Origin of the sequence: Halorubrum sp. JWXQ-INN 858, from assembly GCF_009806985.1 — an archaeon.
Lineage (GTDB): Archaea > Halobacteriota > Halobacteria > Halobacteriales > Haloferacaceae > Halorubrum.
On the sequence record NZ_WUAX01000016.1, the window covers coordinates 34,634 to 55,988 of the forward strand.

Here is a 21,355-nt window from a genome sequence, read left to right on the forward strand (position 1 = left end):
ACAGAAGCCGTAACAGATCCGGCTATCGTCGGTGAGCACCGACGACCGAACCGCCGGCGCTGCCGGCGCTCACCGACCGTTACAGCCCTTCGAGCCGTCGACGTTCGTCCCGGAGCAGCCGCTCCCAGAGGCCGAACAGCCGGCTGTCGAGGCCGTACGCCTCGTCGACGTCCCGGGCCCACGCGTCGTCGGCGAACAGCAGCCGCTGGAACCGCGCGACCGTCGGGGAGAGCCGGTCGGCGTCGCCGGCGTAGTACGCGAGCGACTCCCGTCGCGTCCGGTCGACGAGGGCGGACGGGACCTCGATCCCGTCGGCGACCGCGGCGTGAACGAACCACTCCAGGTGAAGCAGCGCCGCCGCGGCCAGGAACCGGTCCACGAATCCGGACAGCCGTTCGAGCGCGGGTCGCCCGTCGACGACCACGTCGCGGGGGCGCGAGAACCGCGGCGCGGACACCGTGACGCCGGCGGCCCCGGCGACCGTGCGGGCCACGCGTCGCAGCCGCCACTCGCCGTACCGGACCGGTGCGAGCAGCGCGAGCTCGTACCAGAGGGGCATCCACTCGCAGTACGGCTCCGAGAACGCCCCGTCGGCGAGCAGCGTCGCCCCGACGGACCGTGCGGCCGGACGCGACAGCGACGTCGGGTCCGCGCGGAGCCGCGCCGCGATCGCCTCGCCGTCGAGGGCGTCCGCCCCGCGGAACCCCATTCCGTCCGCGACCTGCCGGGTATACCCCCGGCTCGCGGCGTACCACTCGGCGAAGTCCGCGGGGGCCGTCAGCCGGAGGAGACGAAGGACCGTGATGGGTCCGTTACGGGCTCCGTCGTCAAAACCGATCCGCTGGTTGGTCGCGCTCGCTGCCGTCCTCGAGCACGCCGTCGCCCCCGCTGTCGTTAGCGAGCACGCCGTCGCCCCCGCTGTCGTCGACGACTGCATCGTCGGCGAGCGCGTCGTCGAAGCCCCACTCGGCCGCGCGGGTGCGTGCCTCCTCGCGGGCCTGCTCGCGGATCGCCGCGATACGGTCGTCGTCCTCGAGGAACGCCGCCACCGCGTCGGCGTCGTCGCCGTCGTCCGCCGTCGCCCGGTCGTCGGGCGCGGCCTCGCGGGTCCGGTCGGCGAGCGCCGGGTCGTCCGCGAGCTCGGTGGCGACGCTGCCCGGGGTGACCCGCAGGGCGTCGGCCTCGTGGGCGGCGTCGAGCGCCGCCGCGTCGACGGCGTACAGCTCGACGCGGTGGGGGCCCGGCACCGCCAGCTCGGCGAGGGCGTCCGCGCCCCCGTTGTCGGTGACGGTGTTGTACGCCAACACGGGGACGCCGTCCGCGAACGTGATGACGCCGCGGGCCTCCGCCGAGAGCAGCAGCGTCGCCTGCGGCACGATCGTCGCGTAGCCGGTGAGCTCCCTGTCGAGCGCCGTCGACAGCGGCGTCGACGCGTCGGAGACGACCCGCGACCTGAGGAGGTCACCCCGGGGGATGTGGAGGGCCGCCTCGTCGCCATCGTTCGTGTCGTCGCCACCGCCCCACCCGTCGCCGCTCCTCGTCCCGTCACCACCGCCCCGCCCGTCGCCGCCCCTTCTCCCGTCGCCACTGGCTCTCCCGCCGTCCTCGCTCGGTCCGACGTCACTGCCCGGCCCCCGCCTCATGGCGTGTCGGGGACGACGGCGCTGGAGAACCGATCCGCGACCCGGTCGCCGTCCCCGTCGCGGACGTCCAGCCGGTCCGCGGCGCGTCGGTACGCCACGGCGGCGGGGCTCTCCGGGGCGTGTGCGAGCAGGGGCTCGCCGGCGCGCCGTGCCGCGCGGGCCGCGTCGCTGTCGGGGACCTGCGCGAGCGTCGGTCCGCCGAAGTGTCGCCCGGCCCGGTCGGCGACGTCGGCGACGTCGCCGCGGACCTTGTTGAAGAGGACGCCCGCCGTCTCGGTGCCGTACGAGCGGGCGTACTCCTGGACCTTCAGCCCGTCCGAGAGCGCGGGGATCGTCGGCTCGACGACGATCACCGTCCGGTCGGCCAACACCACCGGGAGCACCGCCGACTTCGAGCCGAGCGCGGCCGGCGAGTCCAACAGGAGCACGTCCGTGTCGCCCGCGAGGTCGGCGACGACGCCGCGGAGCCGCGCCGGGTCCGCCGCCTCGAACGCCGCCAGCGACGTGCCACAGGGAACGACCGACATCCCGAACCGCTCGTACGTCGCCTCCGCCACGTCGGTCGCGGTGCCCTCGACGAGGAGGTCGTGGAGCGTGACCGCCGCGTCGTCGAGCCCGGCGTGGAACAGCAGGTTCGCCATCCCCGTGTCGGCGTCGACGACGGTGACGTCGTGCTCGGCGGACAGCGCCATCCCGAGCGCTAGCGTGCTCGTCGTCTTGCCCGTGCCGCCCTTGCCGCTGGCGACGGCGAACGCCTCAACCATGCCCGGGAGTCGCCGCGTCGGCGACTTAAAAACTGTCCATCCGATCGCCGTGGTTGGGGTCGCGGTCGACGACGACGACCTTGTGGTCGTGGTGACCGGAGCGATCGAGGCGTGGTGCGGTGTCGTCGTCCCGGCGGGGGCACCGTTTTGTTCGGTGCCGCCGATCGATCCGTATGGTCACCGTCGTCAGCGCAGAGACGTTCCGCGACATGGTCGACGAGCGCCGCCGCGGCGAGCGGTCGTTCACCGTCGTCGACACGCGGGAGGCGGAGAGCTACGAGGGCTGGCGGGTCGCCGATGCCCTCCACTACTTCTACAAACCGTTCCACGAGTTCGACGTCGAGGCGTTCGAGCGCGAGACCGGGCTCGGCCCAGACGACGCCGTCGTCACGATGTGTGCGGTCGGGAAGGCCTCAACCGACCTCGCCGACGCGCTCGCGACCGCGGGCTACGACGACGTGACGGTCGTCGAGGACGGGATGCACGGCTGGTCCGGGGTGTACGACCGCGTCGCGGTGCCGCTCCCGGACGTCGAGGAGGGGCCGCTCGACGTCATCCAGGTCCAGCGCCGCGCGAAGGGCTGTCTCGGCTACCTGATCGTCGGCGGCGTGTCCGAGCGGGCGGGCGAGGACGGGAACGCGGACCGCCGCGCCGCCGTCGCCGTCGACGTCTCCAGACACGGCGCGGAGTGGCGGCGGGCCGCCGAGGACCTCGACGCGGCGATCGTCGGCGTCCTGGACACGCACGTCCACGCGGACCACCTCTCCGGCGGGCGGGCGCTCGCCGACGACCTCGGCGTCCCGTACTACCTCCCGGCGGCCGCGGCGGCGCGCGACGTCGCCGACGGGTTCGAGCCGATCGCGCGCAACGAGGCGCTGGACGTCGGCGGCGTCGACGTGAAGGCGCTCGCGACCCCCGGCCACACCGACGACATGGCGAGCTACCTCGTCGGCCGCTCCGCGGTCCTCACCGGCGACACCCTCTTCACCGAGGGGGTCGGCCGGACCGAACTCCAGTTCGCGGCGGACGACGCCGACACGGAGGCGGCCGACGCCGACGCGGAGGCGGCGGCAGCGGCCGCCGGAGCCGGGAAGCTGTACGACTCGCTGCACGCCACGCTGCTGGCGGAGCCCGACGACGTCGTCGTGCTGCCCGGCCACTTCACCGTCGAAAGCGACGGGACGACCGGCGGGGCCGTCCCCGGGGAGCCGGTGGTGACGACCGTCGGCGACGCGCGGGTCGGGATCGACGTGCTCGGGCTCGACCGCGAGGCGTTCGTCGACCGGATCACCGCGACGCTGCCGGAGAAGCCGCCGAACTACGCCGCGATCATCGCCGCGAACCGCGGCGTCGACGCCCCCGAGGACGAGACGGCCGCGATCGAACTCGAGCTCGGCCCGAACCGCTGTGCCGCCGAGGCCCCGCCGGAATCGAACGCCGACGACTGACGCGGGGGGACTCATACGGACGGTCGGGTACCTTTAAACCAAAAACGGGTTTTAAACGGCGTTCGGTCGTCCGGCGCGCGCGAGGAACGCGCGCGAGGGAGACCGGGGAGCCGCCGAGCCGTTTCCGGCGGCTCCCCGGTCGAGGCTGGGGAGGTCCGAGGCTGTGGTGCCGTATGCGGCTCCGACTCCGTCCGTGACGGTTCTCGCGCGCCCGCCGTCGCACGGCGGCGGCCGCCGTCGGCCCGGCACCGATCGGCGCGTGCGGCCCCGTGTCAAACCACGATCGTCACGGGGTGACGTGCCCGTTACTCGGGGATACTTATCGCTGGCGACCGATCGATCGAACGATGAGTGACACTCACGCGGACGTGATCGTCGTCGGCGGTGGCCCCGCCGGCCTGAGCGCTGCCCTCTTCGCACGAAAGAACGGCCTCGACACCCTCCTCTTCGATACGGATTCGACGTGGATGCACAAGGCCCACCTGTTCAACTACCTGGGCATCGGCTCCGTCGACGGCTCGGCGTTCATGGAGACGGCGCGAGCGCAGGTCGACAGCTTCGGCGTCGAACGCCGACAGGGCGAGGCGGTCGAGGACGTCTCGACGGCCGACGACGGCTTCGTCGTCGAGACGGCCGAGGACGAGTACACCGGGTCGTACGTCGTGCTCGCGACCGGCGCGAAGCGCGACCTCGCGGAGTCGCTCGGCTGTGCGTTCGACGACGACGTCGTCGACGTCGGCGTCACGATGGAGACGAGCGTTCCGAACGCGTACGCCACGGGCGCGATGGTCCGCGTCGAGGAGTGGCAGGCGGTCATCGCGGCCGGCGACGGCGCGGCCGCCGCGCTGAACGTGCTGTCGAAAGAGAAGGGCGACCGCTACCACGACTTCGACGTCCCCGCCGACGCGACCGCCGTCTTCGGCGGGATGGCCGACGAGGAGTAGCGTCACCCCCAACGGTCGGACGGCCGGACGACCGACCGGTCCGCCACCGACTGACCCGTCGGCCGGTCGACGCCGTTCCGCCTTTTAAGAACTGGCCCCGTTCCACCTTTTAAGAACTAGCCCCGTCCCGATCGGAGAGGCCCTCCGCATCGTCGCCGATCGGGAGCTCTAACGCCGCGAGGTCGACGTGGTCGCGGAGGAGGTCCGCGGCGCGGTCGTACGGCGTGGTGCCGTCGCCGCCGGTCCGCTCGGGCGGCCGCTCGATCCCCGTTCGCTCCCGCAGGTGGCTGATAAAGGCCGAGCGAACGGGATCGTTCTCGAACAGGCCGTGGAGGTAGGTTCCCATCACCCGGTCTGTCGCCGCGCCGAGCGCGACGCCCGAGCGCCCCTCGGTCCCGCGCCCAGCCCCGTCCCTGGCCTTAAAAGGCATCGAGAGCGCGTCGCCCGAGCGGTCGGCTTCCGCCCCACTCGACGAGCCGGCGTCTCCGGCGGGTCGCGTCTCCCCCATGTGGATCTCGTAGCCGGAGACCGGGACGTCCCCGGAGCGTTCCCCGTCGAGTCCGCTCAACGGGCCGCCGGCGTCCGAGTCGAACAGCAGCTCGGTCGCGACGACCCGCTTGTCGGCGTCGAACGTCGTCTCGACCGGCAGCAGGCCGATCCCCTCGACGACGGGGTCGGGGGCGTCGCCGTCGGCGACCGCGCTCTCGACGCCGGCGTTCCGGATCCGCTCGCCGAGCAGCTGATAGCCGCCACAGAGCCCGACGATCGGGCCGTCGAACCCGCGGAGCGCGTCGTCGAACCCGGCCTCGCGGCAGGCGAGCAGGTCGTCGACGGTGTTCTTCGTCCCCGGCAGGACGACCGCGTCCGCCCCCCGAAGATCGTCCTCGAGCGGGACGTACGCGACCCGGACGCCGGGCTCGGCCGCGAGCGGTTCGAGGTCCGTCGCGTTCGAGATCCGGGGCAGCCGCGGGACCGCCACGGTGACCGCTCGCCCGTCCGGGACGCCGTCGTCCGCGCCGTGGACCGCCCGCTCGCCCGCGGCCGGGAGCGCCACGCTGTCCTCCTCGGGGAGCCCGGGGTCGTCGTACGGGATCACGCCGAGGACCGGCACCCCCGTCCGCGCCTCGAACGCATCGAGCCCGGGCTCCAACAGGGCGACGTCGCCGCGGAACTTGGTGATGACCGCGCCGACGACGCGGTCGCGGAGGTCCTCGGGGAGGAGCTCGAGCGTCCCGACGAGCGAGGCGAAGACGCCCCCACGCTCGATGTCGGCGACGAGCAGCACGTCCGCGTCCGCGAACCGGGCGGTCTCGACGTTGGCGAGGTCGCGGTCGTGGAGGTTGATCTCCGCGATCGACCCCGCGCCCTCCGCGACGACGACGTCGGCGTCCGCGGCGAGCCGACGGTGTGCGGCCACGGCGGCGTCGCGCGCGTCGTGCCAGTGGGCGTCGTAGTAGCCGCCCGCGGCGTAGTGGGCGACCGCCCTCCCGTCGACCACCAGTTGGCTCTCCCCCTCGCCGCGGGGCTTCAGGAGGACGGGGTTGTGGTCCGTCTCCGCCGGCACGCGCGCGGCACGGGCCTGTACGTACTGGGAGACGCCGATCTCGCCGAAGCCGTCACCCGAACCGTCTTCCGCGGCGTCCCGCGAGCCGTCCTCCGGGACGACGCCCGACGTCGGCACGGCCCGCGCGTTGTTCGACATGTTCTGTGCCTTGAACGGGGCGACGGCGACGCCCGCGTCCGAGAGGAGCCGACAGAGCCCGGCGACGACCGTCGACTTGCCGACGTGCGAGGCGGTGCCGGCGACGAGGAGCGTGCGAGCGTCGCCGGGGGCGAGGGTCGGAGCGGTCACCGCGCGAGCCGCGACGCCAGCTCGCGGGCCGCGTCGACGTGGTCGTCGGCCGTTCCGTCCCCGGTCGTCTCGAAGCCGTCGAGCAGCTCGCGAACGCTCCCGGCCCGTTCGCGGACCGTTTCGGGGTCCAGACCGTCGTCGGTCGCGATCTCGGCCGCGAGCGCCTGTGCCTCCCCGAGGTGCCAGCCCGCCTCCCGCTCGACCGGTCGCTCCTCGGTCGCTCGGAGGTGCCGGTAGAGCTCGGCCGCGGCGTCGAAGTCGTCCGCGTCCCGACCCGACATCAGTACTCCGTCCCCTTGCGGGCGCGCTGTCCCGCGTCGATCGGGTGTTTCACCTTGCCGACCTCGGTGATCAGGTCGGCCGCGTCGGCGAGGTAGGCGGGCTCCTCGTGGCTCCCCGTCAGGACGAGTTCGAGGCCCGGCGGCTTGCGGTCGATCAGGTCGAGGACGTCGGCCGGGTCGATGAGCCCGCGGTCGGCCGCGTAGAGGGCCTCGTCGAGGATCAGCATGTGGATCCCGTCGTCGGGGTCGCCCTCGAGCGGCAGCGCCGCGTCGAGATCGGCGTCCCCCGCGGCGTCGATCAGTTCCTGGGCGCGCTCGAGCCCGGCCCGTGCGTTCCGTTCGTGGTCGTCGTCCGCGGAGCCGTCCGCCATCCCGTGCCACCCGTAGTGGCCCGTGTTCTCGTAGGAGAAGCCGGGAAGCGCCGCGATCGCGTTGTACTCGCCGCGGACCGACTCGACGGAGTCCGCGCCACCCTTCATGAACTGCAGCATGTGGACGCGGTGGCCGTGGCCGACCGCCCGCGCGCCCATCCCGAGCGCGGCCGTCGTCTTCCCCTTGCCGTCGCCCCACCAGACCTGCACGAGGCCGAACTCGGCGGGAGCGCTCGCCTCGATGGCGTCGTCCGCCGGCGTGACCCCGCCGCCGGGCGTGTCGCGATCGCGGGCCCGCTCTCGTCGCTCGTCGTGTGTCCCGTCGCTCATGCGTGTTCCTTGGTGTGAGGGCCCTTGAATCGGGAGGTCTCCGGTCGCCTACGCGGAGGCGGCGGGGGTGTGAGGCGGTGAGGGTACGAGGCGGTGAGGGTACGAGCGTCGGGGCTATTCGTCGTGGATGAACACGAGCCGCTTCGAGTCCGTGTTACACAGACAGAGGTTGATCCCGTCGCGCGTCGCCCCGATCCGCTGCCAGCCGTGGTCGCTGACGAACAGGGTCTGGAAGGTGCCGTCGTCACAGTCCGGGTTCGGACAGCCGACGCCGGCCGCGTTCTTATAAACGGTCGTTCCCCCGCCGGAACTCTGTCGCACCAACCCGTCGGTCAACGAGCCGAACTCATCGGCCGACATCGGCCCGTCCGTGCCATCGTCTGCCATAGCAGCCCATTATCCGCCGGTGTATAAAAACCGTCGGACACGTTCGTCGGGATTGGTCCGCCCTATATCAAAGATATATACTATATCAAAAACTGTCTTTCAAATAGTCCTATGCGATTCTAGTTGATCGGGCTGAAATCAGTCTTTTAGACTCATTAAGCGGATCTAAATGCATAGATCGGCGTCAACGCTACGTATCATAATTGTTCAATACTGATAATTTTTCTGATTTATTTCCTTATCGACACCGATCAGATAGTTCGCGTCGAGAGGAACCACCCGAAACGATTTGTCTTCACTCCGCGACATGGGAGCCATGCGCACTATCGAGGGTTTCACGGCGGTCGTTACCGGCGCAAGCGCGGGGATCGGCGAGGCGACGGCACACACGCTGGCGTCGGCGGGGGTCGACCTCGTCCTCGGCGCGCGACGCGAGGAACGGCTCGAGTCGATCGCCGCGACGCTCCGGGACGACCACGGCGTCGCGGTGACGCCGGTTCGAACCGACGTCACCGAGCGTGAGGACGTCGATCGGCTCGTGGAAACGGCGGTCGCGGAGCACGGATCGCTGGACGTGTTGGTCAACAACGCCGGGATGGCTCACGCCGGCGACGTCGAGTCGATGGCCGACGAGGAGTACCGACGGATGATGGCGGTGAACACCGACGGGATGTTCTACGCGACGCGGGCCGCGCTCCCGCACCTCCGAGAGACGCGGGGCGTGGTCGTGTTCGTCGGAAGCTTCGCGGGCCAGTATCCCCGGGCGGCGAACCCAGTGTACGCGGCGACGAAGTGGTGGACGCGGGGGTTCGCACACAGCCTCCAGGGACAGGTCGGCGAGGACGGCGTTGCGGTGTCCGTTATCAACCCTTCCGAGGTCCGGACGGAGTTCGGGTCACAGCGCGGCGCGCCGGCCACCGAACGCTTCGAGGAGGGCGAGGTGACCGATCCGACGGCGATCGCCGAGGCGATCCGGTTCGCGGTCCAGCAGGACCGCGTTGACACGGTGAGCGAGCTGAACCTGTACCGGCGCGACAAGTTCACCGGGTTCTGAGCGGGGCGGGCGGTTGGCGCTCGACGGGCGACAGATGGACGGGCGGCGGATGCAACCGTTTCTTCCATCCGTATCCTTAAGCGAACCCCTCACATCGTGGGTGACACATGGAAGTCGCCATCATCGGCGGTGCCGGAACCGTCGGCAGTACGACGGCGTACACCCTCGCGGTCGAACGACCGGACCTCGATCTCACGCTCGTCGACGTCGACGAGGACGCGGCGACGGGCCACGCCATCGACGTCCGGCACGGCCGGGCGCTCACCCAGCTCCCGCAGTTCGGTCGGGACGGGCCGACGGGGTCCGTCGGGTCCGGACCGTCCGCGGCCGACGCGATCGCGGACGCGGACCTCGCGGTCGTGGCCGCGAGCGTCCCCCGGCCGGACGACTCCGCGAAGCGCGGCGGTCGGGCCGCGTTCCTGGACCGGAACCTCGAACTCGCCGGCGAGGTCGCGGCGCTGCTGCGCGAGCACGACCCGATCCCGGTCGTCGTGGTCAGCAACCCGGTCGATCGGATCGCGTACCGTATCTGGCGCGAGACGGGGTGGGACCGGTCGTACGTGATCGGCTACTCGCTGTCCGAGACCGCGCGGACGGCCGACCGGATCGCCCGCCTCCGGGACGTCCCACCGAGTTCGGTGTACTGCCCGGTCGCGGGCGAACACGGGGAACACGTTCTCCCGCTGTTCTCGCGGCTGACGATCGACGACGAGCCGGCGACGCTGACGGCGAGCGAACGCGAAACCGTCGTGGACTACATCAGGGACGTCCCCTACGACGTGATCGCGTTACGCGGGGCCGAGGAGACCTCGCGATGGGTCACCGGACAGGGCGTCGCCCGGCTCGTCCGCGCGGTCCTCGACGGCGGGATCGAGGGCGACGGAACCCTCTGCGTGTCGACCCCGCTCGAGGGCGAGTACGGCCTCGAGGACGTCTGTCTCAGCGTCCCGGTCGAGATCGGACGCGACGGGATCGACCGCGTCGTGGAGTGGGACCTCCCGGACACGGAGCGGGAGGGGCTCCGCGCGGCCGCCGAGGCGATCCGCGCCGACGTGGCGGGCGGCGCGGACTGATCGACGTGCGGATCAACCGAGAGAGATCTCAGATGGCCGCCGATCGCCGGTTTAGTACCCGAGATCGAAGGCGGCGTTGACGACCAGCGCACAGAGGACGGCGACCAACAGCGCGACGAGGACCCAGAACGCCGCGGCCCAGCCGGCGGCGTCGGCGAGGAGCCCGACGACGACCGACCCGAGCGAGCTGATCACGAGGTACACCGTCCTGACGACGCCGAAGCCGACCCCCTGTTCCCGCTCGGAGAGCTCGTCCATGAACCGCGGCTCGACGGTCACCGCCATGCCGAGCCCGATCCCGATCGAGACGACCGCCACGCCGATGCCGACGATCCCCGGGGCGACGACGAAAAGCGCCATCCCGAGGGCGCTCGTTCCGAGGCTGACCGCGATCGCGAGGTCCCGACCGTACCCGTCGGAGAGCCAGCCGAGGGCGGGCTTGACGACCGCCTGCACCACGAAGTACGACGAGAAGAGGACCCCGGCCGTCGTCGACGACAGCCCGTGGTGTTCGATGAGGAACGTCGGGAGGAACGACGCGGTCCCCTGCCAGACGAACGCGCCGACCGACGCGATCACGGCCGTGAACAGGATCGGCGGGCGCGAGAGCAGCTCGACGACGGGGCCGGCCTGGAACCGCTCCCGCATCGGCTGATCGGGGCGTTGGGGCTCCGTGGAGCGGACGGCGAGGGCGAACAGAACGAACGCCGGGACGGCGACCGCGGTACCGATCGCGACCGCCGGCCGCCAGCCGTACCGGACGCCGATCCACGCCGCGGCGATCGGCGCGAGCAGCCCGCCCGCCGGTGCGCCGATCGTGTGGACGCCGATCGCGGTCCCGATGTTGTCGTACGTGCGCGACAGCAGCGCGGTGGCCGTACTGTAGTGGAAGCCGGCGAACGCGCCGAGGAGGACCACGCAGACGACGAAGACGGCGTATCCGGGCGAGATCGCGACGAGGAAGCTCATCACGCCGGTCCCGCCCACCGCGAGGAGGACGATCGCGCGTTCCCCGTACCGGTCGCCGAGGACACCGCTGGGGAACTGTGCGAGCGCGTACGACAGCCACATTCCGGTCAACGCGACCCCGATCACCGTGTTGGAGATGGCGAAGTCCGCCCGGATCTGCGGGACGACCGGGCTCACGGCCAATCGACCGACCATCGTGGCGAAGAACGCGAACGTACAGAGCGCGAGGACGGTGTGTCTGTAACGCCAGTGCATTCGGTCCGGGCGACGTCTCACTCGGTCCGCGCGACCATCACGGGACGATCGGCCTCGAGGAGCACCGTCTGGGCGACGCTGCCGAACAACGCCTTCCCGACGGGGCTCCGCTTCCGACCGCCGAGCACCACGAGGTCGGCGTCGAACTCGTCGGCCGCCGCGAGGATCTCCTCCGCGACGTCGCCGTGCCGTCGAACGGCCGACGTGTCGATCCCGGCGGCGTGAAGCGCGTCGCGCACGGCGACGACCGTGTCCGGGAACGCCTCGGGGTCGAAGACGTCGTCGGAGTCGACCGTTCCGCTCTCGGCCCCGGTGACCTCGAACGACTCGAAGACGTTGATGACCGTCGCTTCGACGTCCGCTCCGGCGTCGTGGATCTCGGTGACCGTCGCGGCGAGCTTCTCCGGCTCCTCCATCTCCGTGTCGGCGGCGACTAACACGTGATACATACCCGGTGATCCTCCGCATGCCTACTTTAATCTGTGTGTCCGATGGGCGGCCCTTCGGCGACCGTCCGACGAGCGCCCCTTCGGCGACCGCCCAACGAGCGCCCCTTCGGCGACCGCCCAACGAGCGCCCCTTCGGCGACCGCCCAACGAGCGCCCCTTCGGCGACCGTTCAACGGAAGCCCGACGACCGGACACGGGAGATCAACACCTCCGCAAGGCCGAACCGCCGGTCGCCGCCACGGGGAGGCTTTTGGTGACGGGAGTTCAACGGACACGCGATGACGGACCAACCAGCAGCCGAGGGCGACGGGTCGGAACCGCTGACGCTGTACAGGCTCCACGGCTGTCCGTTCTGTGAGCGGGTCGTCGGCTGGCTCGACGACCACGACGTGTCGTACCGCTCCCGGTTCGTCGCGGGCGAACACAGCAGACGGAACGAGGTCGCCCGGCTGGCGGGGACGCGGTCGGTCCCGGTGTTGATCGACCCGAACACCGGCGTGACGATGCCTGAAAGCGCCGCGATCCTCGAATACCTCGCGAAGACGTACGGCGACGGCGATTCGGTACCCGACCTCACGACGCTCGAGGTCGTCGAGTTTCCCGCGTCGACACACCCGACCGTCGGGGAGCCCGCCCCCGACTTCACGCGTCCGCTCGTGACCGCCGAGTCGTGGGGGGACGCCTCGCTCTCGTCGATCGCGTCCGCGGCCGGCGGGGCGCTGCTCGTGTTCTACCCGCTGAACTGGGGCGGGAAGTCGATGTACTGGTGGAAGGAGATCGCCGGGCGCGGGTGGGGCGACGACGCCGACGTCGACGTCGTCGGGATCGGGGTGTCACAGCCGTTCGATCACCAGCGGTTCATCGAGGCCCGCGACCTGCCGTATCCGCTGTTCTCCGACCCGTCGAACGGGGTCGCGGCCGCCTACGACGTCGTCCACGACCTGGACGGAATGGCGGGGGTCGCGGAGCCGCGGCCCGCGGTGTTCCTCGTCGACGCGGACCTGACGGTCGAGTACGCGTGGGTCGCCGACGAGTGGCCGGAGACGCCGCCGTACGACGATATCGAGGGGGCGATCCGGGACCGCTGAGGCCGTACCCGAACCATGGAGACCCGCCACGGAGCCGCTCGATCGATCGGGATCAGCCGCCGAGCGTGACCGTGACCGCGCCGAGAACGACGACGAGGACCGCGAAGAGGAGCCGACCCGTGACCCGTTCCGACTCGCGGAGGAACACCGCCGAGACGGCGAGCACGATCAGGGGGCTCGTCTGCATGATCGGCACGACGATACCGACGCGGGACACCGAGAGCCCGGCGTAGTACGTGAGCAGGAACCCCGTGCTCATGACGCCGGCGAGGACGTACCACCGGAGCTCCGACGACGGGATCGAGCCCGGTTCCGGGAGCGACCGCGTGACCGCGAGGTAGCCGGTGAAGACCGCCATCGCGGCCCCGGTCTTGATCGCGAGCCCGAGGAACACGCTCGTCCCCTCCCGCAGGCCGATCGTCGCGAATATCGGTTCGAGCGCGAACAGCACCGCCGCGACGAGCGGCAGCGCGAGACCGATCCACGGCGTGTCCTCGCCACCGACCCCCGAGCGGCTCCCGTCCCACGTGATCAGCGCGATCCCCGCGACGATGAGGAAGACCCCCGCGAACTGCTCGGCGGTGACGACTTCGCCGAGGAAGACGACCGCGAGGACCGTCGCGTGAAGCGGCATCGAGGCCTTGATCGGCTCCGCGCGGCTCGCCCCGATGCGTTTGATGCCGCTATAAAACAGGATCCGACCAAGCATGGTCCCGACGATCCCGGCCGCCGCGAACGCCGCGACCGCCCGGGGCGTGATCGTCGGGTCCGGATCGAACACGAGCGCGAGCGGGGCGAGAACGGCGAGGTTGACCCCCATCACGACCAGCAGGACGTCGGCCGAGCTCCCGCGGCGCGTGGCGACGCGGATCGTCAGTGCCTGTCCTGCGAGGAACACCGCCGCCCCGACCGCGAACGCGACGCCGAGCCATGAGACCATGCGTTCTCGTTCCGTCCGCCGCGGACCCGCTTAGCTGTTTTGGCACGCGGCAGTTCGGTCGCTGTGGAGACGCGGCCGTCCGGCGAGGACGGCCCGTTCGGCAAGGACGGCCCGTTCGGGCTGGCTAGCCGTCGAACCGGTCGATCGCCTCGTGATACTCGTCGAGCGCGTGATCGTGCCGCTCCATCAGGTAGGAGGTGTCCTTGCCGATGATCTGCCAGTCGAACCCCTGTTCGACGCGCGGGGGTGCGTCCGCCGGCTGGACGGTCAACGTGCCGACCGGGATCCCCGCGTCGTGGGCGGCGTCGATCACGCGGTCCATCGCGGCGACGAACTCGGGGTGATCCCACTCGCCGAACACCCCGAGCGCGCCGGAGAGGTCGGCGGGGCCGGCGAACAGCGCGTCGATCCCGTCGACGTCGGCGATGGCCTCGACGTTCGAGAGCCCCTCCAGCGTCTCGATCTGGGCGATCGTGACGAACGTCTCGTCGGCGTTCGCCACGTACGACCGGAACTCCGAGCCGTATCCGGCGGCCCGTCCCGACGCGATCCCCCGCGATCCCTCGGGCGGGTAGCGGAGCGAGTCGACGAGCGACTCGGCCTCCGCGACCGTGTCGATCATCGGCACCATCACGCCGGAGACCCCGACGTCGAGCACGCGCTTGAGGTACACCGGGTCGTTCCACGGGACCCGGATGACGGTCCCCGTGTCGCCGGGCGTCGCCTCGACCGCGCGGTGCATGTTCTCGACCGTCTCGAGCGACGTCGTCGTGTGTTCGGTGTCGATGAGAACGAAGTCGAACGGCCGCGTCGCGCTCACCTCCGCGACGGTCGGGTTCCCCACCGACACCCACGTCGCGGAGAGGTGTCGTTTCCGCTCGAACGCCGCCTTCAGGTCCTCGCTCATCGCTCCCTCACGTCGCCCGGGCGTCCGCCGGAGCGTCCGTCCCCGTTCGTGTGTGTCACGGTCATTCGTCGGAACCGTCGGGGATGACGTATAAAGGTCTTTGCGTGACGACGACGCGCTACTCGCTCACCTCCTCGATGAGCTCGACCACGTACCCCTCGGGGTCGGTGACGAACGCGATGCGAACGCCCTTCTCCTCGAGCAGCTTCGGGCCCCGGACCAGCTCGCTGCCGAACTCCGCGCCGAGGGTGTCGATCGTCGCCTCGATGTCCGCCACCGCGATCGCGACGTGGTCGAAGCCCGTCGGGTCGTCGTCCTCCTCGCCTTCGACGAACTTGAGCTGGATCTCGGCGTCGCTCTCCCCGGCGAAAAAGCGGTTCGTCGCGCCGTCGCCGCCGACGAACTCCCGCGTGCGTTCGAGCCCCAGCCCCTCGGTGTAGAACTCGTCCATCGCTTCGACGTCGTCGACCCACATCGCGGAGTGTAACACGTCCATACCCGTCGGTGAGCGGCGACCGATAAATACGTTGTCCAATCGTCGATCCCCCTCCCGCGTCGTCGTCGGCTCGGTTCACGGGTGATCGGGGTGACGCCCCGTGCGTCGGTCGCGTCGACCGTCGCCTCCCCCGTGACGACCACCACCTGAAGCCGTGACCATCAGAACCTTCGTATACTCCGTCCGTGTATGTCTACCAAGCCGATGGATGCACACAGCAACTACGTCGACGGCGACTGGACGCAGTCGGAGAGCGGCGAGACGTTCGAGGTTCGAAACCCGGCGGACGAAACGGAAGTGGTCGGGACCTACCAGGCGTCGACGCGCTCCGACGCCGAGCGCGCAGTCGAGGCGGCGGTCGGGACGCAGGACGCGTGGGCGGGGACCCCCGCTCCGGAGCGTGGGGGGTTCCTCAGGGCCACCGCCGAACGGCTGGATGAGCGGAAGGAGGAGGTAACCGAACTGCTCGTCCGCGAGGAGGGAAAGACCCTGAGCGAGGCCGGCGGCGAGGTGGGCCGGGCGATCGACGTCTTCCACTACTACGCCGAAAAGGCGCGCGACCTTGGCGGGACGGCGAAGGCGTCGAGCGCCCCGGACCGGACCCTGGGAACGCGGCGGGAGCCGCTCGGGACGGTCGGGCTCATCACCCCTTGGAACTACCCGATCGCGATCCCGGCGTGGAAGCTGGCTCCCGCGATCGCGGCCGGCAATACCGCCGTGATCAAGCCGGCCTCGGCCGCGCCCGGGATGACGCGGGTCCTCTTCGAGTGCTTCGACGAGGCAGGGCTTCCGGCCGGCGTGGCGAACTACGTGACCGGCTCGGGGAGTACCATCGGGTCGGTCGTCGGCGAGCATCCCGACATCGACGCCGTCTCCTTCACGGGAAGCACCGCCGTGGGAACGTCGGTCGCCCAGGCCGCCTCCGAGGACCTCAAACGCGTCCAGTGTGAGATGGGCGGCAAGAACCCCACGGTCGTAACCGAGAGCGCCGACGTCGACGAGGCCGTCGAGATCGTGGGCGTCGGCGCGTTCGGCACCACCGGTCAATCCTGTACCGCCTGTTCCCGCGCGATCGTCCACGAGGACGTTCACGACGAGTTCGTCGACGCGATGGTCGACTACGCCGAATCGCTCGACGTCGGTCCCGGCCTCGAGGACCCCGATATGGGACCGCAGGTCAGTCGGAGCGAGCTCGACTCGACGCTGGAGTACGTCGACGTCGCACACGAGGACGGCGGCACCTTAGAGACCGGTGGGAACCGGCTGACCGGGGAGTCGTACGAGGATGGCTTCTTCGTGGAACCGACCGTTCTTTCGGGCATCGAGAGCGACATGCGGATCGCCCAGGAAGAGGTGTTCGGACCGCTCCTCTCCGTAATTCGGGTCGACTCGTTCGACGAGGCGATGGCCGTGGCGAACGACGTCGAGTTCGGCCTCTCCGCGAGCATCGTCACCCGAGACCTGGGCGAGGCGAACCGGTTCATCGACGGCATCGAGGCGGGCGTCGTGAAGGTCAACGAGAAGACCACCGGCGTCGAGTTACACGCCCCCTTCGGCGGGTACAAGAACTCCTCGACGAACACGTATCGCGAACAGGGCGACGCCGGGATCGATTTCTTCACGTCCACGAAGACCGTGTACACGAACTACTGATCGACGACCGAGGGGCCGAGGTTTCCCCTGCCGCCCGTTCCACGTCGCCGTTTTGACTCGTCAGCGCCCGTGCCGTTCACCGCTCGTGCCACTCACCGCCCGTCCCACTCACCGCCCGTCCCGGGTTTCGGGAGCCTTCCGACCGATCGGACCCGCGGGATTTATGGTCGCTGCCGGGCCTTGCTTCCGTAATGACGCTAACTGACGAGGCCATCAGGGACCGGCTCCGTGGCGTGGCCGTCGGCCTGCTGACGCCGTTCGACGACGACCTCGGGATCGTCCACGACGACCTCGCGGAGAACGCGACCGCGCTGTACGAACGAGGGGCTCGAACGTACCTCGCCACCGCCAACATCAGCGAGTACCACTCGCTGTCCCAGCAGGAGCGCGTCGACGTCGCCCGGACGGCGGTCGAAGCGCTCCCCGCGGACGCGTGCGTCCTCGCCGGAGTCGGCGGGAGCACGGCCGACGCTCGGGACCTCGTGCGGGAGTACGCCGCGATCGGCGTCGACGCGATGATGGTGATGCCGCCGGACCACACGTACCTCCACGAACGAGGCCTGCTGGAGTACTACCGAAAGCTCGGCGACGCCAGCGACCGGCCGCTCGTCCCGTACGTCCGTGGCTTCGATCCCTCGGTGTCGTACCTCGAGGCGCTCACGGAGCTCGACGACGTCGTCGGCGTCAAGTACGCCCTGACGGACACCGTCAAACTCGGGCAGGGAGTCGCGGCCGGGGCCGACGACGTCGTCTGGGTCAACGGCCTCGCCGAACCGTACGCGCCCGCCTACTGGGCCGAGGGCGCGGAAGGGTTCTCCGCGGGGGTCAGCAACTTCCGCCCGGAGGTCGGGCTCGCGCTGTTCGACGCGCTGTCCGAGGGGGAGTGGGAGCGCGCGCGAGCGCTTCGAGAGGCCTGCATGCCGTTCCAGACCCTCCGCGGGGGGACCGGCCACGGGAACGAGCTGCCGGGCGCGGTCAGCGTGCCGGTCGTGAAGGCGGGGTTGGAGTTCGCCGGGCTCAACGGCGGCTCCGTCCGCGAGCCGATCCGACCGCTACCGGCGGAGATCCGACAGGAAGCGCGGCGACGCTACGAACGCCTCGACGAGGAGATCGGGCGATTGGTCGACGACGCGTGACCACCTGCGGCGGGTAGCACAGGGAGCAGGCGGGTGATGGGTGGTGAGCGATGGATCGGTCGAGCACGGGTCCGCGGGATACGGGACACAATAGGTGGACGGCGGAGGGACTAACGGTCGATGAGCGACGACGCGTTCCGCTCTGCCGAACGGCCGCCCACGAATATACTTACGTTCGTATGAATGTAACGTAGCTCCGATGATACCGGTGCGGCCGCGACGAAACGGGCGGATGGGCGAACAGTTACTTACGATCGTTCACGAAGATACGGCAAGTCCGTTCCGCACTGCGGAACGGGTTACCAGTACTTCGCGTTGATCTCGACGACTCGCGCGGTGTCCTGGACCAGCTCGGCGATGTCCTGGACGTACGCGTCGTCGCCGAAGCGTTTCGTCGGACCGGAGACGCTGATCGCCCCGAGGAGGTCCCCGTTCCGGATCACCGGGGCGGCGACGCAGCGCAACCCGCGAATGCGCTCCTCGTGGTCGATCGCGGTGCCCCGCTCGCGGACCCGTTCCAGCTCCTCGTAGAGGGCGTCCTCGTCCGTGATCGTGTACTTCGTCCACTCGGGGAGGCCGTACTCCTCGACTATCGCCTCGATCCGCTCCTCGGGGAGGTGCGCGAGGATCGCCTTCCCGACGCCGCAGGAGTGGAGGTACACTCGGGTCCCGAGGTGGGAGTCGGTGCGGATCGCGTTGTCGCCGAGCGACTGGTAGAGGTAGACCCCACGTCCGTACTCCTCGACCGCGACCTTCGCGGACTCCCCGGTCTCCGCCGCGAGATCGTCGATCTCGGGTTTCGCGATCTCGTAGAGCTCCTGCTGTTTCCGTGCGTACCCGCCCAGGCTCAGGAACCGGAGCCCGACCTCGTACTCGTCGCCGTTCCGAGTGAGGTACTTCGTTTCGACGAGCGTCGTGAGGTGGTCGTGAACGGTGCTCTTGGAGAACCCGAAGTGATCCGCCAGCTCGGTGACCCCCGCTCCGTCCCGCTTCCGGATCTCCTCGACGATCGCCATCGACCGCGTCGTCGCCTTGATGGGGGCATCGAACTCGGGCGGTTGGGCATCGAACGCGGGCGGTTGGGTAGTCATGTTCGAGCGTATGGGCCTCTGGCTAATAACCGTTCCCCATAGCCAAACGCACGGTGAATATTGCCGGTTCGAATCGTCGGAGGCGGCGGAGTCGCGGTCGCGATCGCGATCCCGGGCGACCTCTACTCGTAGACGTGGACGCTCCCCGTCTTGTTCGCCTCGATGAAGTCCCAGTCGTAGTCGACGCCGAGCCCCGGGCCGTTCGGAACGGTGACCATCCCCTCGTCGTCGACCGTGTCGAGGAAGTCGGAGTAGTCACAGTCGTAGACGGGCGGTTGGGTGTTCCGGCAGTCGGGGTGGACCAACGCGATCTCGTAGTAGTTCGTGTTGCGGACCGCCGCGATACAGTGTCTGTGTGCCGGCCCCGGCGCGTGGAACTCGACGTCGAGCCCGAACCCTTCCGCCATCTTGGCTATCTTGAGCGCGCCGGTGATCCCGCCGTCGTACTCGGGGTCCGCCCGAACGAAGTCCGTCGCCTCGTTGGCGACGAAGTCGGTGTGCGCCTCGAACCCCCGGACGTGCTCGGTCTGCAACAGCGGGGTGTCGATGATCTGCCGGAGCTTGCGGTGGCTGTGCTGGGAGGTGCCGCCGTCGCGGTACGGGTCCTCGTACCAGAAGAACTCCGCCTCGTCGCAGGCGCGACCCATCTTCACCGCGTCCGCGAACGTCGGCGGCTCACAGGCTGGGTCGATCATGAGGTCCATGTCGTCGCCGACTCGGCGACCGACCTCGAGGATCGTCTCGACCGTCTTGTCGACGTCCGTCCAGTCGCCGCCCCAGTCGTGGATCTTGTACGCCTGATACCCCATATCGAGGCACTGCTCGGCGAAGTCGGCGAACGCGTCCGGTGAGTCGAGCCCGCCGTTCTCGTCGCCCTGGTACGTCGACGCGTACGCCGGGAACCGCTCGCGGTAGGTCCCCAGCAGCTCGTGGATCGGCGCGTCGTAGTACTTCCCGGCGAAGTCCCACAGCGCGATGTCGATCGGGCCGATCCCCATGCGGTCGTACTTCCGCAGTGCACGGTTGATGTTGCTCCAGTGTTTCTCGCGCGCCAGCGGGTTCTTGCCGATCAGGTAGTCGGCGAACATGTTGATCTGGGCGGCCCCCGGCGAGTTCCCGCCGACGTACTCGCCGGTGATCCCGGTGTCCGTGTGGATCTTGAACCCGAACAGTTTCCGGGAGTTCGTTGCGCCGGGTTCGTAGACGACGCTGAACCCGTTCGGGCTGTACCCCACGTCCTCGATGTCGTAGGCGAACTCGGTGGACTCGATCCTCGTTATCTCTGGTGACATGTCCGTACCCACCCACACCCGAGTAAAGTACGTTGTGATCACGGTAACCGCTCACAGGACGCCGCGAGACGGGGGGCTGCGCGACCTCACAGCGTCGAACTCACCGTCACAGCGTCGAACTCATCGTCACAGCGTCGAACTCATCGTCACAGCGTCGAACTCATCGCGCCGCCGTCGTGCGGGAGCGCGACGCCGTTCACGAAGCTCGACCGGGGCGAACAGAGGAACGCGACCACTTCACCGAACTCCTCGGGGCGGCCGATCCGCCCCATCGGGAGACCGGCCCGCCGCGCCTCGAGGTCGAGCCCCTGTGACACCAGCTGGTCGATCCGCGGCGTGTCGTGCAGGTGCGGGAGCAGCGCGTTGACGCGGACGTCGGGCGCGAGCTCTGTCGACAGCGACTTCTCGAGGCCGAGGACGCTCATCCGGACCGCACTGGAGAGCACGTTCGACGGATTCGCCTCCTTGGCGACACACGACGTGACGGTGACGACCGTGCCGCCGCCGTCCGCCCTGAGGTGTGGGCCGGCCTCGCGGACCAGCCGGACCACGCTCATCACGAGCAGGTCGAACGCGTCGTACCACTCCCGATCGGTCGTCTCGAAGAACCGCCGCCCCGGCGGTCCGCCCGCCGACGTCACGAGGTGGTCGAGCCCGCCGAACCGCTCGACCGTCGCCTCGACGAGGCCGGTGACCGCGTCCGGGTCGGTGATGTCCGCGGCGACCGTCTCGACCGCCCCGGTCGCCTCCGCACGCACCTCCGCGGCGGCGGCCGCGAGCCGCTCCTCGTCGCGCCCGTTTATCACGACGTTCACCCCTTCCCGCGCCAGCGCCGCCGCGGACGCCTTGCCGAGGCCGCTGCTCGATGCCGTGACCAGTGCCGTGTTGCCGTCGATGTCAAGCCCCATGGACGCGACTCGCGACGATGAAGA

22 protein-coding genes are annotated in these 21,355 nt (G+C 70.0%); 7 read left to right on the forward strand and 15 right to left on the reverse strand.

The features are described from left to right. Positions 1-79: 79 nt before the first annotated feature. From GRS48_RS12135 to GRS48_RS12145, 3 genes are all read right to left on the reverse strand, one after another. On the reverse strand, positions 80-709 hold the full coding sequence (locus tag GRS48_RS12135; RefSeq protein WP_159486894.1) for a hypothetical protein: 630 nt from the start codon (positions 707-709) through the stop codon (positions 80-82). 118 nt (positions 710-827) lie between these two features. Continuing rightward, entirely contained in the window at positions 828-1,475 is a 648-nt protein-coding gene (locus tag GRS48_RS12140) for a hypothetical protein (RefSeq protein WP_321168491.1), read from the reverse strand. Positions 1,476-1,639: 164 nt separating this feature from the next. Then, on the reverse strand, positions 1,640-2,407 hold the full coding sequence (locus tag GRS48_RS12145) for an AAA family ATPase (RefSeq protein ID WP_159486896.1): 768 nt from the start codon (positions 2,405-2,407) through the stop codon (positions 1,640-1,642). Between the two features lie 173 nt (positions 2,408-2,580). Here GRS48_RS12145 and GRS48_RS12150 point away from each other — a divergent pair, with 173 nt between their 5' ends. Together GRS48_RS12150 and GRS48_RS12155 are read left to right on the forward strand one after the other, a co-directional pair. Continuing rightward, positions 2,581-3,855, forward strand: a complete 1,275-nt coding sequence (locus GRS48_RS12150) for a rhodanese-like domain-containing protein (protein ID WP_159486898.1) — start codon at positions 2,581-2,583, stop codon at positions 3,853-3,855. A gap of 347 nt (positions 3,856-4,202) precedes the next feature. Continuing rightward, positions 4,203-4,799, forward strand: a complete 597-nt coding sequence (locus tag GRS48_RS12155) for an NAD(P)/FAD-dependent oxidoreductase (RefSeq protein ID WP_159486900.1) — start codon at positions 4,203-4,205, stop codon at positions 4,797-4,799. A 109-nt stretch (positions 4,800-4,908) separates the two neighbouring features. Here GRS48_RS12155 and GRS48_RS12160 read toward each other — a convergent pair whose 3' ends face one another. The 4 genes from GRS48_RS12160 to GRS48_RS12170 form a co-directional block, all read right to left on the reverse strand. After that, positions 4,909-6,651 carry a cobyric acid synthase gene (locus GRS48_RS12160; protein WP_321168434.1) on the reverse strand — a complete coding sequence of 581 codons (1,743 nt, stop codon included), beginning with the start codon at positions 6,649-6,651 and terminating at the stop codon, positions 4,909-4,911. Then, positions 6,648-6,932: a hypothetical protein gene (locus tag GRS48_RS15130; RefSeq protein WP_200840277.1), complete on the reverse strand. Its 285-nt coding sequence runs from the start codon at positions 6,930-6,932 to the stop codon at positions 6,648-6,650. The genes GRS48_RS12160 and GRS48_RS15130 overlap by 4 nt, the downstream gene beginning before the upstream one ends. Further along, a complete protein-coding gene (locus GRS48_RS12165; RefSeq protein WP_159486902.1) occupies positions 6,932-7,633 on the reverse strand; it encodes a cob(I)yrinic acid a,c-diamide adenosyltransferase in 702 nt (233 codons plus the stop codon). Before GRS48_RS12165 ends, GRS48_RS15130 begins: the two co-directional genes overlap by 1 nt. 114 nt (positions 7,634-7,747) lie before the next feature. Then, positions 7,748-8,020: a hypothetical protein gene (locus GRS48_RS12170; RefSeq protein ID WP_159486904.1), complete on the reverse strand. Its 273-nt coding sequence runs from the start codon at positions 8,018-8,020 to the stop codon at positions 7,748-7,750. A gap of 307 nt (positions 8,021-8,327) precedes the next feature. Between GRS48_RS12170 and GRS48_RS12175 the strand changes: the two genes are divergently transcribed. Together GRS48_RS12175 and GRS48_RS12180 are read left to right on the forward strand one after the other, a co-directional pair. Continuing rightward, positions 8,328-9,074, forward strand: coding sequence for an SDR family oxidoreductase (locus GRS48_RS12175; protein WP_394351206.1), 747 nt, complete (start codon positions 8,328-8,330; stop codon positions 9,072-9,074). A 107-nt stretch (positions 9,075-9,181) separates the two neighbouring features. Continuing rightward, complete coding sequence (locus GRS48_RS12180) at positions 9,182-10,147, forward strand: malate dehydrogenase (protein WP_159486908.1); 966 nt, start codon at positions 9,182-9,184, stop codon at positions 10,145-10,147. 51 nt (positions 10,148-10,198) lie between these two features. Here GRS48_RS12180 and GRS48_RS12185 read toward each other — a convergent pair whose 3' ends face one another. Continuing rightward, positions 10,199-11,371, reverse strand: coding sequence for an MFS transporter (locus tag GRS48_RS12185; protein ID WP_159486910.1), 1,173 nt, complete (start codon positions 11,369-11,371; stop codon positions 10,199-10,201). A 17-nt stretch (positions 11,372-11,388) separates the two neighbouring features. Then, entirely contained in the window at positions 11,389-11,820 is a 432-nt protein-coding gene (locus GRS48_RS12190) for a universal stress protein (RefSeq protein WP_159486912.1), read from the reverse strand. 278 nt (positions 11,821-12,098) lie between these two features. Here GRS48_RS12190 and GRS48_RS15445 point away from each other — a divergent pair, with 278 nt between their 5' ends. Continuing rightward, a complete protein-coding gene (locus GRS48_RS15445; RefSeq protein WP_159486914.1) occupies positions 12,099-12,908 on the forward strand; it encodes a redoxin domain-containing protein in 810 nt (269 codons plus the stop codon). A 52-nt stretch (positions 12,909-12,960) separates the two neighbouring features. Here the strand turns inward: GRS48_RS15445 and GRS48_RS12200 are convergent, their stop codons facing one another. The 3 genes from GRS48_RS12200 to GRS48_RS12210 all read right to left on the reverse strand — a co-directional run bounded on the left by GRS48_RS12200 (position 12,961) and on the right by GRS48_RS12210 (position 15,251). Further along, a complete protein-coding gene (locus GRS48_RS12200) occupies positions 12,961-13,848 on the reverse strand; it encodes an EamA family transporter (RefSeq protein ID WP_159486916.1) in 888 nt (295 codons plus the stop codon). A 124-nt stretch (positions 13,849-13,972) separates the two neighbouring features. Next, the gene (locus GRS48_RS12205; protein ID WP_159486918.1) at positions 13,973-14,755 is read right to left on the reverse strand and encodes an HpcH/HpaI aldolase/citrate lyase family protein; all 783 of its coding nucleotides are present in this window, start codon (positions 14,753-14,755) and stop codon (positions 13,973-13,975) included. A gap of 118 nt (positions 14,756-14,873) precedes the next feature. Beyond that, positions 14,874-15,251: a VOC family protein gene (locus GRS48_RS12210; RefSeq protein WP_159486920.1), complete on the reverse strand. Its 378-nt coding sequence runs from the start codon at positions 15,249-15,251 to the stop codon at positions 14,874-14,876. Between the two features lie 189 nt (positions 15,252-15,440). Between GRS48_RS12210 and GRS48_RS12215 the strand changes: the two genes are divergently transcribed. Both GRS48_RS12215 and GRS48_RS12220 read left to right on the forward strand, forming a co-directional pair. Continuing rightward, the gene (locus GRS48_RS12215) at positions 15,441-16,904 is read left to right on the forward strand and encodes an aldehyde dehydrogenase family protein (protein ID WP_159486922.1); all 1,464 of its coding nucleotides are present in this window, start codon (positions 15,441-15,443) and stop codon (positions 16,902-16,904) included. 191 nt (positions 16,905-17,095) lie between these two features. After that, positions 17,096-18,040, forward strand: a complete 945-nt coding sequence (locus GRS48_RS12220; RefSeq protein WP_159486924.1) for a dihydrodipicolinate synthase family protein — start codon at positions 17,096-17,098, stop codon at positions 18,038-18,040. Between the two features lie 299 nt (positions 18,041-18,339). On the opposite strand, the gene GRS48_RS12225 is transcribed toward GRS48_RS12220, so the two are convergent. From GRS48_RS12225 to GRS48_RS12235, 3 genes are all read right to left on the reverse strand, one after another. Further along, on the reverse strand, positions 18,340-19,131 hold the full coding sequence (locus tag GRS48_RS12225; RefSeq protein WP_159486926.1) for an IclR family transcriptional regulator: 792 nt from the start codon (positions 19,129-19,131) through the stop codon (positions 18,340-18,342). A 122-nt stretch (positions 19,132-19,253) separates the two neighbouring features. Continuing rightward, positions 19,254-20,423: an enolase C-terminal domain-like protein gene (locus GRS48_RS12230; RefSeq protein WP_159486928.1), complete on the reverse strand. Its 1,170-nt coding sequence runs from the start codon at positions 20,421-20,423 to the stop codon at positions 19,254-19,256. A 146-nt stretch (positions 20,424-20,569) separates the two neighbouring features. Further along, positions 20,570-21,331 carry an SDR family oxidoreductase gene (locus tag GRS48_RS12235; RefSeq protein ID WP_159486930.1) on the reverse strand — a complete coding sequence of 254 codons (762 nt, stop codon included), beginning with the start codon at positions 21,329-21,331 and terminating at the stop codon, positions 20,570-20,572. Between the last annotated feature and the right edge of the window lie 24 nt (positions 21,332-21,355).

Excerpts from the sequence above, each read along its gene's own strand:
- GRS48_RS12135 (WP_159486894.1), bottom strand. The coding sequence starts at position 709 with ATGGGGTTCCGCGGGGCGGACGCCCTCGACGGCGAGGCGATCGCGGCG.
- GRS48_RS12145 (WP_159486896.1), bottom strand. The coding sequence starts at position 2,407 with ATGGTTGAGGCGTTCGCCGTCGCCAGCGGCAAGGGCGGCACGGGCAAG.
- GRS48_RS12150 (WP_159486898.1), top strand. The coding sequence starts at position 2,581 with ATGGTCACCGTCGTCAGCGCAGAGACGTTCCGCGACATGGTCGACGAG.
- GRS48_RS12155 (WP_159486900.1), top strand. The coding sequence starts at position 4,203 with ATGAGTGACACTCACGCGGACGTGATCGTCGTCGGCGGTGGCCCCGCC.
- GRS48_RS15130 (WP_200840277.1), bottom strand. The coding sequence starts at position 6,932 with ATGTCGGGTCGGGACGCGGACGACTTCGACGCCGCGGCCGAGCTCTAC.
- GRS48_RS12165 (WP_159486902.1), bottom strand. The coding sequence starts at position 7,633 with ATGAGCGACGGGACACACGACGAGCGACGAGAGCGGGCCCGCGATCGC.
- GRS48_RS12170 (WP_159486904.1), bottom strand. The coding sequence starts at position 8,020 with ATGGCAGACGATGGCACGGACGGGCCGATGTCGGCCGATGAGTTCGGC.
- GRS48_RS12175 (WP_394351206.1), top strand. The coding sequence starts at position 8,328 with ATGGGAGCCATGCGCACTATCGAGGGTTTCACGGCGGTCGTTACCGGC.
- GRS48_RS12180 (WP_159486908.1), top strand. The coding sequence starts at position 9,182 with ATGGAAGTCGCCATCATCGGCGGTGCCGGAACCGTCGGCAGTACGACG.
- GRS48_RS12185 (WP_159486910.1), bottom strand. The coding sequence starts at position 11,371 with ATGCACTGGCGTTACAGACACACCGTCCTCGCGCTCTGTACGTTCGCG.
- GRS48_RS12190 (WP_159486912.1), bottom strand. The coding sequence starts at position 11,820 with ATGTATCACGTGTTAGTCGCCGCCGACACGGAGATGGAGGAGCCGGAG.
- GRS48_RS15445 (WP_159486914.1), top strand. The coding sequence starts at position 12,099 with ATGACGGACCAACCAGCAGCCGAGGGCGACGGGTCGGAACCGCTGACG.
- GRS48_RS12200 (WP_159486916.1), bottom strand. The coding sequence starts at position 13,848 with ATGGTCTCATGGCTCGGCGTCGCGTTCGCGGTCGGGGCGGCGGTGTTC.
- GRS48_RS12205 (WP_159486918.1), bottom strand. The coding sequence starts at position 14,755 with ATGAGCGAGGACCTGAAGGCGGCGTTCGAGCGGAAACGACACCTCTCC.
- GRS48_RS12210 (WP_159486920.1), bottom strand. The coding sequence starts at position 15,251 with ATGGACGTGTTACACTCCGCGATGTGGGTCGACGACGTCGAAGCGATG.
- GRS48_RS12215 (WP_159486922.1), top strand. The coding sequence starts at position 15,441 with ATGTCTACCAAGCCGATGGATGCACACAGCAACTACGTCGACGGCGAC.
- GRS48_RS12220 (WP_159486924.1), top strand. The coding sequence starts at position 17,096 with ATGACGCTAACTGACGAGGCCATCAGGGACCGGCTCCGTGGCGTGGCC.
- GRS48_RS12225 (WP_159486926.1), bottom strand. The coding sequence starts at position 19,131 with ATGACTACCCAACCGCCCGCGTTCGATGCCCAACCGCCCGAGTTCGAT.
- GRS48_RS12230 (WP_159486928.1), bottom strand. The coding sequence starts at position 20,423 with ATGTCACCAGAGATAACGAGGATCGAGTCCACCGAGTTCGCCTACGAC.
- GRS48_RS12235 (WP_159486930.1), bottom strand. The coding sequence starts at position 21,331 with ATGGGGCTTGACATCGACGGCAACACGGCACTGGTCACGGCATCGAGC.